General features: G+C 66.1%; 16 protein-coding genes. 9 read left to right on the plus strand and 7 right to left on the minus strand.

Annotated features, from left to right (window positions below; genetic code table 11):
- A complete protein-coding gene (locus ACFW6D_RS08125) occupies positions 1–1482 on the minus strand; it encodes an adenylate/guanylate cyclase domain-containing protein (protein WP_379325984.1) in 1482 nt (493 codons plus the stop codon).
- Between the two features lie 115 nt (positions 1483–1597).
- Positions 1598–2263 (minus strand): hemolysin III family protein, encoded by a 666-nt coding sequence (locus ACFW6D_RS08130; RefSeq protein WP_379325986.1) that lies wholly within the window; start codon positions 2261–2263, stop codon positions 1598–1600.
- Between the two features lie 237 nt (positions 2264–2500).
- On the opposite strand from ACFW6D_RS08130, the gene ACFW6D_RS08135 reads away from it, so the two are divergent.
- The 3 genes from ACFW6D_RS08135 (at position 2501) to ACFW6D_RS08145 (ending at position 5101) form a co-directional block, all read left to right on the plus strand.
- On the plus strand, positions 2501–3280 hold the full coding sequence (locus ACFW6D_RS08135; protein ID WP_379325988.1) for an isoprenyl transferase: 780 nt from the start codon (positions 2501–2503) through the stop codon (positions 3278–3280).
- A gap of 29 nt (positions 3281–3309) precedes the next feature.
- Entirely contained in the window at positions 3310–3876 is a 567-nt protein-coding gene (locus ACFW6D_RS08140) for a hypothetical protein (RefSeq protein ID WP_379231538.1), read from the plus strand.
- Between the two features lie 121 nt (positions 3877–3997).
- Complete coding sequence (locus ACFW6D_RS08145; RefSeq protein WP_379325990.1) at positions 3998–5101, plus strand: hypothetical protein; 1104 nt, start codon at positions 3998–4000, stop codon at positions 5099–5101.
- Between the two features lie 58 nt (positions 5102–5159).
- Here the strand turns inward: ACFW6D_RS08145 and coaA are convergent, their stop codons facing one another.
- Positions 5160–6092 (minus strand): type I pantothenate kinase, encoded by a 933-nt coding sequence (gene coaA / locus ACFW6D_RS08150; protein WP_379325992.1) that lies wholly within the window; start codon positions 6090–6092, stop codon positions 5160–5162.
- A gap of 199 nt (positions 6093–6291) precedes the next feature.
- On the opposite strand from coaA, the gene ACFW6D_RS08155 reads away from it, so the two are divergent.
- The 4 genes from ACFW6D_RS08155 (at position 6292) to ACFW6D_RS08170 (ending at position 10926) form a co-directional block, all read left to right on the plus strand.
- A complete protein-coding gene (locus ACFW6D_RS08155; protein WP_379325994.1) occupies positions 6292–7503 on the plus strand; it encodes a DUF885 domain-containing protein in 1212 nt (403 codons plus the stop codon).
- Positions 7504–7893: 390 nt separating this feature from the next.
- A complete protein-coding gene (glyA, locus tag ACFW6D_RS08160; protein ID WP_379325996.1) occupies positions 7894–9189 on the plus strand; it encodes a serine hydroxymethyltransferase in 1296 nt (431 codons plus the stop codon).
- Positions 9190–9410: 221 nt separating this feature from the next.
- The gene (locus tag ACFW6D_RS08165) at positions 9411–9623 is read left to right on the plus strand and encodes a hypothetical protein (RefSeq protein WP_379325998.1); all 213 of its coding nucleotides are present in this window, start codon (positions 9411–9413) and stop codon (positions 9621–9623) included.
- 4 nt (positions 9624–9627) lie between these two features.
- Positions 9628–10926, plus strand: a complete 1299-nt coding sequence (locus ACFW6D_RS08170) for a hypothetical protein (protein ID WP_379326000.1) — start codon at positions 9628–9630, stop codon at positions 10924–10926.
- Between the two features lie 22 nt (positions 10927–10948).
- Here ACFW6D_RS08170 and ACFW6D_RS08175 read toward each other — a convergent pair whose 3' ends face one another.
- Genes ACFW6D_RS08175 through ACFW6D_RS08185 form a run of 3 tightly spaced genes read right to left on the minus strand, consistent with a single transcriptional unit; the run spans position 10949 to position 12582 of the window.
- The gene (locus ACFW6D_RS08175) at positions 10949–11332 is read right to left on the minus strand and encodes a type II toxin-antitoxin system VapC family toxin (RefSeq protein ID WP_379326001.1); all 384 of its coding nucleotides are present in this window, start codon (positions 11330–11332) and stop codon (positions 10949–10951) included.
- Positions 11319–11564, minus strand: a complete 246-nt coding sequence (locus ACFW6D_RS08180; protein WP_379231523.1) for a type II toxin-antitoxin system Phd/YefM family antitoxin — start codon at positions 11562–11564, stop codon at positions 11319–11321. The genes ACFW6D_RS08175 and ACFW6D_RS08180 overlap by 14 nt, the downstream gene beginning before the upstream one ends.
- Before the next feature lie 34 nt (positions 11565–11598).
- Entirely contained in the window at positions 11599–12582 is a 984-nt protein-coding gene (locus tag ACFW6D_RS08185) for an LLM class F420-dependent oxidoreductase (protein ID WP_379326003.1), read from the minus strand.
- A 108-nt stretch (positions 12583–12690) separates the two neighbouring features.
- On the opposite strand from ACFW6D_RS08185, the gene ACFW6D_RS08190 reads away from it, so the two are divergent.
- Together ACFW6D_RS08190 and ACFW6D_RS08195 are read left to right on the plus strand one after the other, a co-directional pair.
- Entirely contained in the window at positions 12691–13059 is a 369-nt protein-coding gene (locus ACFW6D_RS08190; protein ID WP_379326005.1) for a type II toxin-antitoxin system RelE/ParE family toxin, read from the plus strand.
- A complete protein-coding gene (locus ACFW6D_RS08195) occupies positions 13056–13376 on the plus strand; it encodes a helix-turn-helix transcriptional regulator (RefSeq protein WP_379326007.1) in 321 nt (106 codons plus the stop codon). Before ACFW6D_RS08190 ends, ACFW6D_RS08195 begins: the two co-directional genes overlap by 4 nt.
- 76 nt (positions 13377–13452) lie before the next feature.
- Here ACFW6D_RS08195 and ACFW6D_RS08200 read toward each other — a convergent pair whose 3' ends face one another.
- Positions 13453–14766: a hypothetical protein gene (locus ACFW6D_RS08200; RefSeq protein ID WP_379326009.1), complete on the minus strand. Its 1314-nt coding sequence runs from the start codon at positions 14764–14766 to the stop codon at positions 13453–13455.
- Positions 14767–14802 lie beyond the last annotated feature (36 nt).

Raw genomic sequence — 14802 nt, forward strand, 5'->3', positions numbered from 1 at the left:
TCACCTACCCGGTGCGATATCGGTCCAGGTGCGGGTTCGGCCGGGGATGCCGCGCAGGCGTAAGTCCTTGTAGCGCTTCCACTTCGACCGTTCGGCTGGCGTAGCCGCCTGCCACACCGAATCGCTGACCAGCACGCGCCGCGGTGCCTCTTTGGCGACGGTCGTGAGCCGAGCGGCTTCGTTGACCGCGTCGCCGATCACGGTGAACTCGAGCCGGGTGTCGGCCCCCACATCGCCGGCGAACACCTGCCCGCGCGCCACCCCGATGCCGACGTCGAGTTCCCCGGTCGCGACCACTTCGTCGCGGATGCGGCGGGCGGCGCGCAGGGCGGGGGTGGCGTTGTCGTGCAGGGCGGACGGCGCGCCGAAGATGCACAGCGCCGCGTCGCCGGCGAACTTGTTCACCAGGCCGCCGTTGTCCTCGGTGGCCGCGACGACCGTGGCGAGCAGCCGGTTCAGCTTGTGCACGAACTCTTCCGGCGCCATCTCCGCCGACAGCTGCACCGACCCGGTGACGTCGACGAACAGCGCCGAGACGATGCGCACATCGCCGGTGAGGTCGGTGCTGCCCGACAACGCGCGTTCGGCGACGGTGGAGCCGACGTGCCTGCCGAAGACGTCTTCGGTGTGCATCTGATCGCGCAGGGTGGCGGCGAGTTCGTTGACGGAATGTTCCAGCCGCCCGATCTCGCTGGCGCTGCCGACCGGCACCCGCACATCGAGTTCGCCGCGGGTGATGCGGTCCAGCGCCCGATACATCGTGCGCATCGGGGTGGCCACCGAGCGGGCGAGCAGCGCGGTGGCGAGAGTGCCGACGGCGAGCGCGAGGATCGAGAACATCCAGGCCGCGCGCACCCGGTCGTGCGCCGAGGTGGTGCGGTCGCTGAGAACGACGATGATGATCAGCCCCGGCAGCGCGCTCGACACCGCCCAGGTGACGAGCACGCGCACCAGCACGGTCGAACTCGGATGCACGGTAGGTCCGAGCACCGCGGCGATGATGGGGACCGCGGGCCGGATCAGCCGGTCCAGGATCAGGTAGATCGCCCCCGCCGCTTCCAGCCCGCCGAGCGTGAATCCGGCCAGCAGCACGGTGAGGTTGTGATAGTCGGTGAACTTGTCGACCAGCCACGCGGTCAAGATGACGCCCGGTGTCCACAGGATGATCGCGCGCACGGTGATCGCGGCGGGCAGCCGGATCAGGACTCGCGCTTCCTCGGGCGTCGGTTTGCGATTGTCGTCGAGCCAGCGCATGTATCGGCGTCGGTCGTAGAGCGCGATGCCGACACCGACCAGCAGGGCGACCACCGGATAGATGAGGATCAGCGGTGCCGCGTCGTCCCAATCGGCGCCGACCCGGCTGAAAACCCCGCCTGCCCAGCAGACCAGGAAGATGGCGGTGACCCCGACCATATTGGCGGAGATCACCACCAGCGCCAGTCCCCAATAGGACCGCAGCGCCCACCGGACCAGCCGGTTCACCGCGCACGTCCGACCCCGGTGCCCGAGGGCACCCGGGCATCACGAGCTGCGCTGACGGGTGACACAACTACTGAGCATAGAAGGCGCGCAGGTCGGTGCCGCGCGCCCGCGCCGTTCATCCCAGCACTACCAGCCAGATCGCGATGTAGTGGCACAGCGCCGCCACCACGGTCATCGCGTGGAAGAACTCGTGGTGCCCGAAGTCCGGCCACGGATTGGGCCACTTGGTCGCGTACAGCACCGCCCCCACGCTGTAGATCACCCCGCCCACCGCGAGCAACACGAGCGGCGCGACACCCACGTTGTGCAGCAACTCGGGAATCACGGGCACGATCGCCCACCCCAGCAACAGGTACAGCGGCACCCCCACCCACGCGGGCGCGGTCGGCCACAACAACTTCAGCGCCACCCCGGCGATGGCCCCCGCCCACACCACCACCAGCAACGTCTGCCCGGTCCGGCCAGGCAACCCGAGCAGCGCGAACGGCGTGTAACTGCCCGCGATGAACAGAAAGATCATCGAATGATCCGCCCGCTTCATCCGCACCCGAGTCTTCACACTGGCCCAGGTAACCCGGTGATACACCGCACTCACCCCGAACAACGCACACACCGACACCCCATAGAGCAGCGTCGACAACCCCGCCGTCAACGACGTGAGAAACCCGAACACCACGAGCACCGTCACCGCAACAGCGGAAACCCCGACAGCCCACGTATGAATCCACCCACGAAACCGCGGCTTCACGTGCGCCCCGGCCCCAGTCGCAACCGCCTCCACGAAACCTCCCAGGACTAAACCTACGGTACCGTAGGTTACGTACGAACCGTACGGCAATACCCCACCTCAACACCACAAAAGTGCCCACAACCACACCCACAGATCTCGCAAGAACATGGGTAACTCCCCGGGCACGGGCTAACCCACCCCGTCCGCAAAGCTTGCCGCGTCGCCAACCCACCCCGCGCCTGAGTCTGGCCAAAAATACGCGGAGAGGCGGGGGAGTAGGGTGCGGGCGTGGAGTTTCTTGGTCGGGTGCGTGGATTGCCGTACCGCATCTACGAAGCCAGGCTGTCGCAGCACCTGGCAGACAAGCAGCACCCTCGCCATGTCGCAGTCATGTGCGACGGCAATCGCCGCTGGGCGCGCGAGAACGGGTTCACCGATGTCAGCCACGGTCATCGCATCGGCGCGCTGAAGATCGCCGAGCTGGTCGGCTGGTGTTCGGAGCAGGGCATCGAGATGGTCACCGTCTATCTGCTGTCCACCGAGAACCTGCGCCGCGATCCCGAAGAACTCGAGACCCTGTTCGAAGTCATCACCGACGTCGTCGAGGAACTGTCCGCCCCCGAGCAGAACTGGAGCGTGCGGATCGTCGGCTCGCTCGAAGGGTTCCCCGAGCTGATCGCCAAGCGGCTGAAGGTGGCCGCCGAGCGCACGAGTGGGCGCGACGGCGTGCACGTGAATGTCGCGGTGGGGTACGGCGGTCGTCAGGAGATCACCGACGCGGTGCGTTCGCTGGTGCGCCAGGAGATCGCCTCGGGCGAGTCGGGTGAGGATCTGGTGCAGTCGATCACCGTCGACGCCATCGGCCAGCACCTCTACACCTCCGGCCAGCCCGACCCGGATCTGGTGATCAGAACCTCTGGTGAGCAGCGACTTTCGGGTTTCCTGTTGTGGCAGAGCGCCTATTCGGAGATCTGGTTCACCGAGGCGTACTGGCCGGAGTTCCGCCGCGTCGACTTCCTGCGCGCACTAAGGGATTACGCCGCACGTCACCGCCGTTTCGGCGTTTGATGTCATAGGGGTCGCGTACTCTGCGGTCAGTGCAACCCGAACAGCCGTCTTACATCAGCTATGAGGAATTCGGCAGGCGTTTCCTGGAATACGCCGTCTCCGAGCAGCGTATCGCCGACGCGTTCGGCCAACTCACCGGAGCCGCTTTCGATTTCGGTCCGATCGGCGTCGGCCCGGGGCGGCTGGCGAAGGTCACCGCGCAGGTGGAGCTCGGGCAGCCGCGGATCCTGCGCTTCGTCGACGCCTTCATCTCCTTCGAACTGACCATCCCGTTGCACGTGGACCTGGTGCTCGATCTGGCGGTCGACCGCTCCCGCTTCCGTGTCGACGGCACCGTGCACCTGCACCTCACCGCGCGCACGGCCGACCCGTTGCGGGTGGTCATCGATATCGCCGAGCCGCGTCCCGGCGATGTGCGGGTGAATGTCGCCAGCAGTTCCAAGCGTGGCGAGTTGCTGCGCGTGCTGGCCAGCGTCGACCACGAGATCCGCCGGTTCGTCGCCCGGTATATCGCGCAGGAGATCCGCAAGCCCGAGATCGCGGCGGTCCGCAATATCGACGTCGCGACCAGGCTCGACGCGGCCTGGAAGTTGTAGGCCCGCGGCCGTGCGCGTTTTGGACGGCTGCGCCGACTGCGTGGTCTAGGCTCTGCGCGGGACCGGCCCGACGACACAATTGCAGGCAGGCAAGGCAGGGGTGCTAGCTGTGGGAGTTGCGATGAAGGCGAGCGGATGGCGTGCGCGGATCGCGGTGATCGGTGCGGTGCTGGCGGTCGCCGGGTGCGGTGGTGTCGACAAGCCGGCGCTGCCGCAGCTGACGCCCGCCGAGGAACAGGCCGCCAAGGGCGCTGTTTTCGCCTATCGCACCCAGACCGAGTTGGCGGTGGTGCGCGGCACCGAAACCGTCCGCGCGCCGGGCGGTTTCGGCTATTCGTCGGGGCCGGTCTCGTTCACCAGGGACGGGCACTTCGCGTTCGCGGTGGAGTCCAGCAGCAAGACGATCGTCGCGTTGGGCGTGCGGGACGGGTCGGTGACGCGCATTCCGTGTGAGTGCACTGATGCCGTGGGGTTGCGTGGGTCGGTGGTTGCCTGGTGGCGGGAGCCGGGGCAGATCATGATCATGGACCTGGCCGGGAACGAGCCGCCCGCCCCCGAACGCGAGATCGTCCTGCCGGACTCGCCGAGCCCGCTGACCGGCGGTAGCTGGGACGGCGCCGAACTGGTGGCGGCCACCGACGAATACGTGCTGCTGGCCAGGGTCGAGTCGCGCGGGCTGTGGTGGGAGAAGAGCCACCTCTACGCCATCGGCGCCGAAGCGATCCTGCCGCTTGGCCGCGTGCCCGGCATCGACGCGGGGCTCTCGGCCGCCGCCGGACCCGACGGACACACCTTCGTACTCGCCGGCGCCACGGCCCGCAGCGCAACTTGCGGCAGCGGCAATGTGGCGACCATCGATGCCGCCACCAACGGTGTTCGTGCGCTGCCCACCCTGCCGGGCGAGTGCTCGGCGGCCTACAGTCCGCGCTGGAGCGCCGACGGTTCGATCACGATCGCCGCCCGCAAGTGGCCTGACATCACCAACGCGCCGAGCATGGTCGACCGACTGCAGTCGGCGGCGCAGGGCTGGGCGCCGGTCGGGGAGTACCCGGTGGTCGACATGCTGCCGCGCACGCCGGAGTCGGCGATCGAGGTGGTCGCCGGTGAGCCCACCGCCGCGCGCGGCAATCCACACGGGGTGTTGGTGGTGCACAAGGGCGGTGCCCGTGAGGAATTGGCGACGCAGGTCGTTTCGCTGGGTGCGCCGACCCCCGCCGCCGGGTAGGCGATCCCTCGCGGAGTTCAGTGCGGCGTCTCGCGAAAGCTGTTGGTGCGCAGGCTGATCAGAGCTTGCGCAACCGCAACCGGTTGATCGTGTGGTCGGAGTCCTTGCGCAGCACCAGGGTTGCGCGCGGACGGGTCGGCAGGATGTTCTCCACCAGGTTGGGTCGGTTGGTGGAGTTCCAGATGTCGCGCGCGGCGGAGGTGGCCTGCTCGTCGCTGAACGCCGCGTAGTGGTGGAAGTGGGCGTCGGGGTCGGCGAAGCCGGTCTTGCGCAACGCGAGAAAGCGCTGCACGTACCAGTTTTCGATGTCCTCGATGCGGGCGTCGACGTAGATGGAGAAGTCGAACAGGTCCGACACCATCAGCCGCGGACCGGTCTGCAGCACGTTCAAGCCCTCGACGATGAGGATGTCGGGCTGGCGCACACAGTGCTTCTCGTCGGGCACGATGTCGTAGGACTTGTGCGAATACACCGGCGCGCACACCTCTTCGGCGCCCGACTTCACCTCGGTGACGAACCGCAGCAGCTTGCGACGGTCGTAACTCTCGGGAAAGCCCTTGCGGTGCATGATCCCGCGGCGGGTGAGTTCGGCTGTGGGATAAAGGAATCCGTCGGTGGTCACCAGGTCGACGCGGGGGTGATGATCCCACCGCGCCAGCAGCGCCTGCAGCACGCGCGCCGTGGTCGACTTGCCGACCGCCACGCTGCCCGCGACACCGATCACGAACGGCACCTGCTTGTCGGGATGTTTCTCCCCGAGGAAGGTGGCGGTGGCGGCGAACAGCCGCTGCCGCGCCGCGACCTGCAGATGGATCAACCTGGCCAACGGCAGGTAGACCTCGGCGACTTCCTCGAGGTCGATCTGCTCGCCGAGACCGCGCAGGCCGGTGAGCTCGTCCTCGGTCAGCACCAGGGGAGTCGACTTGCGCAGGGTGCGCCACTGGCTTCGATCGAACTCCACATAGGGGCTCGGTTCACTCATCCGTGCCACCTACCCGACCCTCCGTCCGGGCGCATCCGCACAGCTTGGCTGCCCGTCTGGTGAGATCCGGGATAACTCTGACCGCATAGCGAGATTGTGCTCCGTACTCGCCGTCCGCGCGCAACGGGGGGTTTGGCTACCGGCCGGTAACTAGCAACAATGCCGAGGTAAGGCGCCATTTTCCGACCGACCACGTAATGTCGGTCGGATGGGGTCCCATCCACTTGTCACTGAATACCTGCGCCTGGGTTTGGCTTTCGACCGTCTGGAAGACGGCTTCGTCGACGCCTATACCGGCGACCCGCAGCTGCGTCGCGATGTCGAGAACGCGCCGGTCCCCGAGCCCGCCGACCTGGCCCGGCGCGCCGTCGACCTGCGCGCGGCCCTGCCCGATGCCGGCCTCTCGGCCCAGCGCACCGAATTCCTCGACGCCCACCTCGTGGCGATGGAGTGCTCGGCCCGCAAATTCGCCGGCGAGCAGATCGGCTTCGTCGACGAGGTCCGCGCCTACTTCGACGTCGACATCGCACCCGGTGACCCCGACGACTACCGCGAAGCGCACCGCCAGATGGACGAGGTGCTCGGCGGCGACGGACCCCTCGCAGAACGCGCCGCCGCCTTCCGTCGCGGCGACGAGATCCCCCCGGAAAGGCTCGCTGTCTGCGTGGAGGCGTTCTCCAGCGCGCTACGCGAGCGGGTGCGTGACCGGTATCCGCTGCCCGACAACGAGCACGTCACCTACGAGGTCGTCGGCGACAAGCCGTGGTCCGGCTTCAACTACTACCTCGGCAATTTCGCCTCGACGGTCGCGATCAACTCCGACCTCAAACAGCACATGGGCAACCTGCCCGCGCTGATAGCGCACGAGGCCTACCCCGGCCATCACACGGAGCACTGCCGCAAGGAAGCCGGACTGGTCGCGGCGGGCGAGGACGAGCAGACGCTGTTCCTGGTCAACACCCCGCAGTGCCTGATGGCCGAGGGCCTCGCCGACCTGGCCCTGCAGTCGATCGTCGGACCCGGCTGGGGTGTGTGGGCGCAGGAGATCTACGCCGACCTGGGCCTTCGTTTCGACGGTGAGCGGGCCGAACGCTTCTCGATCGCGTCGGCGAAATTGCTGAACGTGCGTCAGGACGCCGCACTGCTGCTGCACGATCAGCATCGCAGCGAGGACGAGGTGGCCCTGTTCCTGCAGCGGTGGATTCTGGCGACGCCGGAACGGGCACGGCAGTCGCTGCGGTTCCTGTCCTCGCCGCTGTGGCGGGCCTACATCAGCACCTACGTCGAGGGGTACCGGCTGCTCGGCGGCTGGCTCGACGGTGCGACCGACGCCCAGGATCGGGTGGAGCGGTTCGGGCGTCTGCTCGACGAGCCGCTCACACCGGGGGCGATCCGGCGGATGAGTGTCGTTACTGGATGACGGCGCAACCACCAGGGTTCATCAGATTGCAGACCAGGTAGCTCAGGTGCAGCAGCAACGCCTCGATCGGATTGGACGGGGCGACGGCGGGGGTCACAGCGAACATGAGAGGTCCTTAGGTCAGAGGGATCAGGTGTAGATCACGCAATTCTGGCCGCCGGTCATGGTGCAGATCAGCTGCTGAATCGCCATCAGAAAAGCTTCGAACGGGGTGACCGGTGCGAAGTTCATACCTGTGTCATCGGTCACCGACGCACGAGTCGTTACGTGTTCGACGTCTATCGAACCTGGTCAGACCGGCTGTGACCCCGGTCTCCCGGGTGGCGGCCGCGAAGGTGTTGCGGTATCCCCGTGCTCGGCGCGCACACGGTCGGCAATAGACTCAGGTCCGTGACGCAGACGACCGCTTCGGTGAATACCCAGTCTCTCGGTGAGCTCGATCCCGAGTTGGCCGCCGCGATGGCGGGCGAGCTCGCCCGCGAACGCGACACCCTCGAGATGATCGCCTCGGAGAACTTCGTGCCGCGCGCGGTCCTGCAGGCGCAGGGCTCCGTCCTCACGAACAAGTACGCCGAGGGCTACCCGGGCCGCCGCTACTACGGTGGCTGCGAGGCCGTCGACGTGGTGGAGACCCTGGCTCGCGACCGTGCCAAGGAGCTCTTCGGCGCCGAATTCGCCAACGTGCAGCCGCATTCCGGCGCGCAGGCCAACGCCGCGGTGCTGATGGCGCTGATGAACCCGGGCGAGACCCTGCTCGGCCTCGACCTCGCGCACGGTGGTCACCTCACCCACGGCATGCGCCTGAACTTCTCGGGCAAGCTCTACGACGTGCACTCCTACGGTGTGTCGAAGGAAGACCACCGCATCGACATGGACGAGGTGCGCGACATCGCCCTCAAGGCCAAGCCGAAGGTGATCGTCGCCGGTTGGTCCGCCTACCCGCGTCACCAGGACTTCGCCCGCTTCCGCGAGATCGCCGACGAGGTCGGTGCCTACCTGTGGGTCGACATGGCCCACTTCGCCGGCCTGGTCGCCGCCGGGCTGCACCCCTCGCCCGTGCCCTACGCCGACGTCGTCTCCTCGACTGTGCACAAGACTCTCGGCGGCCCCCGCTCCGGCCTGATCCTGGCCAAGCAGGAATTCGCCAAGAAGCTCAACTCCGCGGTGTTCCCCGGTCAGCAGGGCGGCCCGCTCATGCACGTGATCGCCGCCAAGGCCGCCGCGTTCAAGATCGCCGCCACCGAGGAGTTCGCCGACCGTCAGGTGCGCACCCTCGCGGGTTCGCGCATCCTCGCCGAGCGTCTCACCGGCGCCGACGTCAAGGACAAGGGCATCTCGGTCCTCACCGGCGGCACCGACGTGCACCTGGTCCTGGTCGACCTGCGCAACTCCGAGATCGACGGCCAGCAGGGCGAAGACCTCCTCCACGAGGTCGGCATCACCGTCAACCGCAACGCCGTCCCCTTCGACCCGCGCCCCCCGATGGTCACCTCCGGCCTGCGCATCGGCACCGCGGCCCTGGCCACCCGCGGCTTCGGCGACACCGAGTTCACCGAGGTGGCCGACATCATCGCCGCGACCCTCGCCGGCACCTCCGACGTCGAAACCCTGCGCGCCCGCGTCTCCCGCCTCGCCCAGAGCGTCCCGCTCTACCAGGGCCTCGAAGACTGGCGTCTGCTCGGCTGAGCCCGAAGTTCTTGTGCGGCAGTCCCGTTGGTTCCTAGGAGCCTGCGGGACTGCCGTTTTTTGTCGCGGAATTGTGGTGCAGTTCGACCGGCGGCGCTTGCGGCAACAGGGGCCGACGTGCTGCGTCGGGGCGACAGGGGTCGCGGAATGTGATTGTCGGAACACACAAAGTTCTGGGGAATTGCCAACGGGGCGGACGATATACGGAATGGTCAGTCCGTATGGAATATCGACGTGAGCTCGCGCGTGCGGTCGGCGGGGAGGTGCACGCGTTCGAAATGCTGTCCGAGGCAGAGGCCAGGGAGCTGATCGAACTGTTCCACGCCGCGCGCGACAATGAGGGGCGGGCGTTGCGCAGAGCCATCGACGCCGCACTCACCGCGATGCCCGTTTCGTTGCGCAAGGTCACGCGCAGAATCATTTTCGGTAGCTGAACCGATGATCGAAACCGAACTGGAAGCCCAGACCCAACTCGTCGTCCTCGCGCGGACCCTGCAGGTGCCGCCGCAACACCTCGCCCCGCTGGCCCGCCTCGGTGCGGTGCATCTGTCGGCGATCCATGAGCAGATGCTGCGCGCCCTGCACGCCGAGCACGCCGCTACCTTCCGGCGGGTCAGTCCGGTCGTGCCGATCTTCCCGGTCGCGCTCGGCGTCAACCTGTTCGAGCGGGTGGTGCCGCCGGTACTGGCGGCCAGGTTCCTCGGCGCCATCGGCGTTCGCCACGCCGAGAAATGCGCCCAGGCCCTGTGCATGGTCGACGCCATCTACGCCGCCGACGGTGCCCCCTTCCTCGACCCGAACGTGTTCGAAGTGTTGATGCGCTACGGCAAGCCGGAGCCGATCACGCTGATCATCAACGAACTACTGCGCCGACGCGATTATGTGACCGCGGCCCGGTTCCTGTCGGTGGTCGACGAACGGATCATCGCGGAACTGGAACGCAACGTCCTCGACGACGCCGGACTGATCTTCACCGCCGCCTACGCCTACCCCGCGCACACCCTCACCCGAATCGTCGAGCAGTTGCTCGCGGGCCCGCGCCAGCGGATACCGGGGATGCTCCAAACGGTATTGGCCGGTCCGCCTGCCCTGCACCACGCGATGCTGGCGCTGCTGTGCAAGATCGATCCGGCGGTCACCGCCACCCTCGGCGATATTCTGTTCGGTCGCGGTTCCGTCCACGAAGTCGGCCGATTCCTGCTGACCGCGGTGGATCGCAACGCGTCGGCCGCCCTGCTCACCGTGATCGGCCGTCTCCATCCTGTTGCCCTGTGGGCACTGTCGACCAACCCGCAGTTCGCCGACTTCGGCATCCTGGACGCGCTGGTCCGCTCACTGGACGGCAGGGTCGAAGCCGACCCGTGGCGCGGCCTGTTCGCCCTCTCCGCCCGCCTGAGCGAACCGGCCCGGCGCCACATCGCCGCCACCCTCACCGAACTCGACGAGAACTCGGTAGCGGCCCTGCCCGCCCACGCCACCGACGCCGCCTACTGGCCCGCCCTGCTCCAACTCCTCGCCGAATCCGAACCGGCCGCCCAATCCCGCGTCGCCGCGATCTGGTCGCGCCTTTCCCCCGAATGGCAATCGGGCATCGAGCGCCACATCCACGAAAACCGCTACGACACCCGCCTGAGCCGCATCACCGAAGCCCTCACCACCATCACCCCCGAGGAAGTCTTCTTCCGCCGCCGCCAGCAGATCCGCCAACGAGGAGAAGACCACTTCGCGTCCTGGTAAGGGCCGCCGATGGCCGAGCTCGCTACCTCCTCGAGTCCGTGATGAAGTCGCGATTCAGGTCGAGTAGAACGTGGTCGGCGGTAAGGAGTTGGAGCCCTTCGTAGTTCGCTTGAGAAACGATCAACTGGTCGAAGGGATCGTGCTTGGCCAGTTCTGGGAACTCGCGCAGGCCCTCCGCGTGTTCACCGGTGACGTCGAGAACGCTCAGGCCCTGAGCGGTCAACAATTCGGTGAAGGCAGCCGGAATGCTGAGCTTGCCGAGCATCGACTTGATTGTCAGCTCCCACACGGACGCCGCAGAGACATAGACCTCCACAGTTGTGGAAATCGACTGACGAGCGGCGGCTCCCAGTCGAGGATTGCCATCGAGCGTCCACAGTGCGGTTTGGCTGTCAAGCAGAAGCATCGGCGTCGTCTCCGTAGAACATCCGCTGAATGTCTGCGTCGACATCGAACGCCGAGTCGTCGTAGGTGAGTTGGCCACGCAGTCCGCCGATGGTAACCGGGGCGCTTCGATGCGGCACAAGGTCGGCGATGGGCTGACCTGCTTTGGAGATCACGATCCGCTCGCCTTTGGACACCCGCTCGAGCAGCCTCGACAGGTGTGTCTTCGCTTCGTGGATGTTAACCGTGGTCATACTTCGGATTCTACCGGACTTAGTTCAACTTAGTCTATGCAACAAGAGGGCGCAGGGTTCGGCCGATCTGGTCGACGACGCCGGGTTCGTGGCCGTTGGCGACCATGTTGACGATGATGCCGTCGATGCCATGGTCGAGCACGCGGGCTTGGATCTGTTCGGCGACTTCGGCTGGGGTGCCGGCGAATTGGCGATCGGCGAGGCTGGCGAGGCGTTCGGCTTCGGTCATCGTGGACAGGTCGATGCCGAGACGGGACAGCATGGTGGACTGCAGTTTTCGGGCGCGGTCACCGTCTTCGTCGGCGATCACGAAGGCGAGGAAGCTGGTGTCGAGAGTGGCGGGATCGCGGCCTGCCTCGTCGCAACGTTGGTGCAGCGCATCGAGTTTGCGTGGCAGTTCGGAAGCGTTGCAGATGATGTTGAGGTGATCGGCGAAGCGGGCGGCCAGCCCGAAGGTCTTCTTCTCACCGCCACCACCGAGCAGAATCGGCAGGTCGTCGCGGATGCGCGGCTCGTTCATCGCGTTCTCGGTGCGATACCACTTGCCGTCGAAGGTGGAACGCTGCCCGCGCAGCATCGGCGTGATGACCTGCAACGCTTCCTCGAGCCGCTCGAACCGCTCGGTGAACGTCCCGAACTCGAACCCGTACTGCTGATGTTCCAGCTCGAACCACCCCGCCCCGATTCCGAGCACCGCCCGCCCACCACTGACCACATCGAGGGTGGTGACAGTCTTGGCGAGCAGCGCCGGATTTCGATAGGTATTCCCGGTCACCAAGGCCGACAACTGAATTCGCTCAGTAGCGGTAGCCAACCCCGACAGCGCCGAATACGCCTCGAGCATCGGCTCCTCAGGCTCCCCGATCACCGGCAACTGATAGAAGTGATCCATCACGAAAGCGGCATCGAACCCCGCCCCCTCGGCCTCCCTGGCCTGCGCGATCACCGCGGGAAACAGCTCCCGCACCGAAGCGGTGTTGCTGAAGTTGGGCATCTGATAACCGAGTCGAATGCTCATGTCATCGACGATAGAACCTGGAGTGCACTCCAAGTCAAGGGGTAAGCATTCGAGCGTCAGGTCCTCCTCGGCAGGGTCCCAACCTATAGGATTTGCTATAGTCGGAGGGTGGATTGGGACATCTATCAGACCGACGAGGTCGCATCATGGATCGACCATCTGCGACGCACAGATCCGGCGGCTGCCGAACATGTGGAAGCCGCAGTAGATGTTTTGGCTGAGCATGGCCCTACCCTTGGGCGGCCACTCGTGGACACCCTCATCGGATCGAATCTCGCCAACCTCAAAGAGCTACGGCCCCGTCAGACGATGATCAGAATCCTGTTCGTTTTCGATCCGTGGCGGTCTGCCATTCTTTTGGTCGGTGGCGATAAGACTGGGCGGTGGAAGTCGTGGTACGAGCAGGCGATTCCGCACGCCGAGACGCTCTATGAGATTTACCTGAAGGAACGAGCCGAGGAGGAAGGCGAACGATGAGTGGTTTCAAGAAGTGGGATCGGGATGCCTACCGTAAGCGTGTGGGAGAGGACGAAGCCGCACGTCGCCGCGGTGCGATCATGGCTGAGCAGTGGGGCTATCAGCTCGCCGAGGAGCGAAAGCGGCTGAATTTCACCCAGGCCGGGCTGGCTGAAATCATGGGTGTCAGCCCAGGCCGGGTTTCTCAGATCGAACGTGGAGAAGTCGCCACGGTGGCAGCGATCGCTACCTATGTCGCTGCTCTCGGTGGCAAGCTCGAACTGCTCGCCGATATCGGTGGACATCTACTCCGTATGCCGGCTGATCCTGCCGCATAGGCAGGGCGATCGAACTTGTAAGGCAGTTCCGTCGAAGGTTGGCCGAGCCCTACGCCTCGACGAGGTGATGCGGAGCCTATCCGCGGTCGTTGTTTTCGATGATGCCGTCGCGCACGATGCTGTGGTATTCGTCGGCGTCGAGTGGTCGATCGAAGTCGAGTACGGGAATCGCCATTGGTGCATGCGCCGCGGAGGTCGTGCTGTGATCGGGATTTGTCAAGAAAGCGTTCATGTCCGGACGGCGCACGGCAGGCAGCAAGTATCGCTCAGGTCGTTCGGCGGCCTCGAGTGGAATCAAGGTGATGGCGAAGACCCCGTACACCCACACCCCGAGCAACCAGCGGAATCGCGGATAGCGGCCGGTGTCGCGGTCGACGATCACCAGGTCGAACATCAGCTTGCCTACCGTGGAGTGGGAAAACGTTTGCAGTACAACGCGATCGAGGAACGAGACGGCAAGGAAGGCCGCGATCGCGATCCGCGGGTCCACCGGTGGGAGATCGCCCGTGCGTGTGGGAGCCGTCATGGTCTCGATGGCGAGGGCGATTCCGGCGGCGAGAGCCAGGTGAATCGCGACATCGGTCGGATAGGCCAGCCAGCGGCGGAGCTTTCGCGGGGTCGGGTACCGGGTGTCGTCGAACCCGCCGAAGTCGGGTGGGAGCTCGACGGTGGGAGAGCCGGGTGGCGGCACCATCCGCAGGTGGCCGTCGACCCGCTTCGCGGTGAACCCGTTCGCGGCCACAGACTCGGTTGGCGCAAGTCCGTGTTCGTCGTTGGCCGGAACGTTCGCCGGATATTCGTGCTGGTCGGGCATCGCTCGGCGCTGTGGGGCGCCTTCTTCTGCGAGGTGGGCGCGGATTTCGAAGGTTGTCGGCATGGACGCCCAGCAATAGCGCAGATCCGCGCCACCGGGGCGTGAGAGAACCCCGCGTCGCAGCGGATCGCCGGCGAACCAGACGTGTGTGGTCGACTCGTCGAAGAGTTGTCCGCGCACGGCGGGCCAGGTGTTGAGCTTGTGGGTTCGGACCGCTTGCCCCTGCTCGTCGATCAGCGTGATGTATTCGTTGTTCCCACACCAGTATTGGACCTGCCAGCGGGTCCACGGTTCGCGCAACGCGCGCCGTCGTCGCTCGGCGATCCACATTCCGAAAGGTGCCACAGGTCCACAACAAACCAGCACGAGAAACCCCACGCCTACACCCAGATTCGCTGCCGCACGGCTTATCTGGCTGTTCGGCGCTGGGGCGCTGAGGATGAACCAGATCATCGGCACGCACGCGACCGTCGCGACGAACACCAGCCACCAGCGCAGGGTGATCGAGATGTAGGCCGAACGCGTGGCTGCCAACTTGTTCGCCGGTCCCGGCGGCGGGGAGATGTCGATCGTCAATTGGCGCCTTCTGTCGCACTGGTCGACCGCTGGCAC

It is taken from the genome of Nocardia sp. NPDC058705, assembly GCF_042749305.1.
Lineage (GTDB): Bacteria > Actinomycetota > Actinomycetes > Mycobacteriales > Mycobacteriaceae > Nocardia.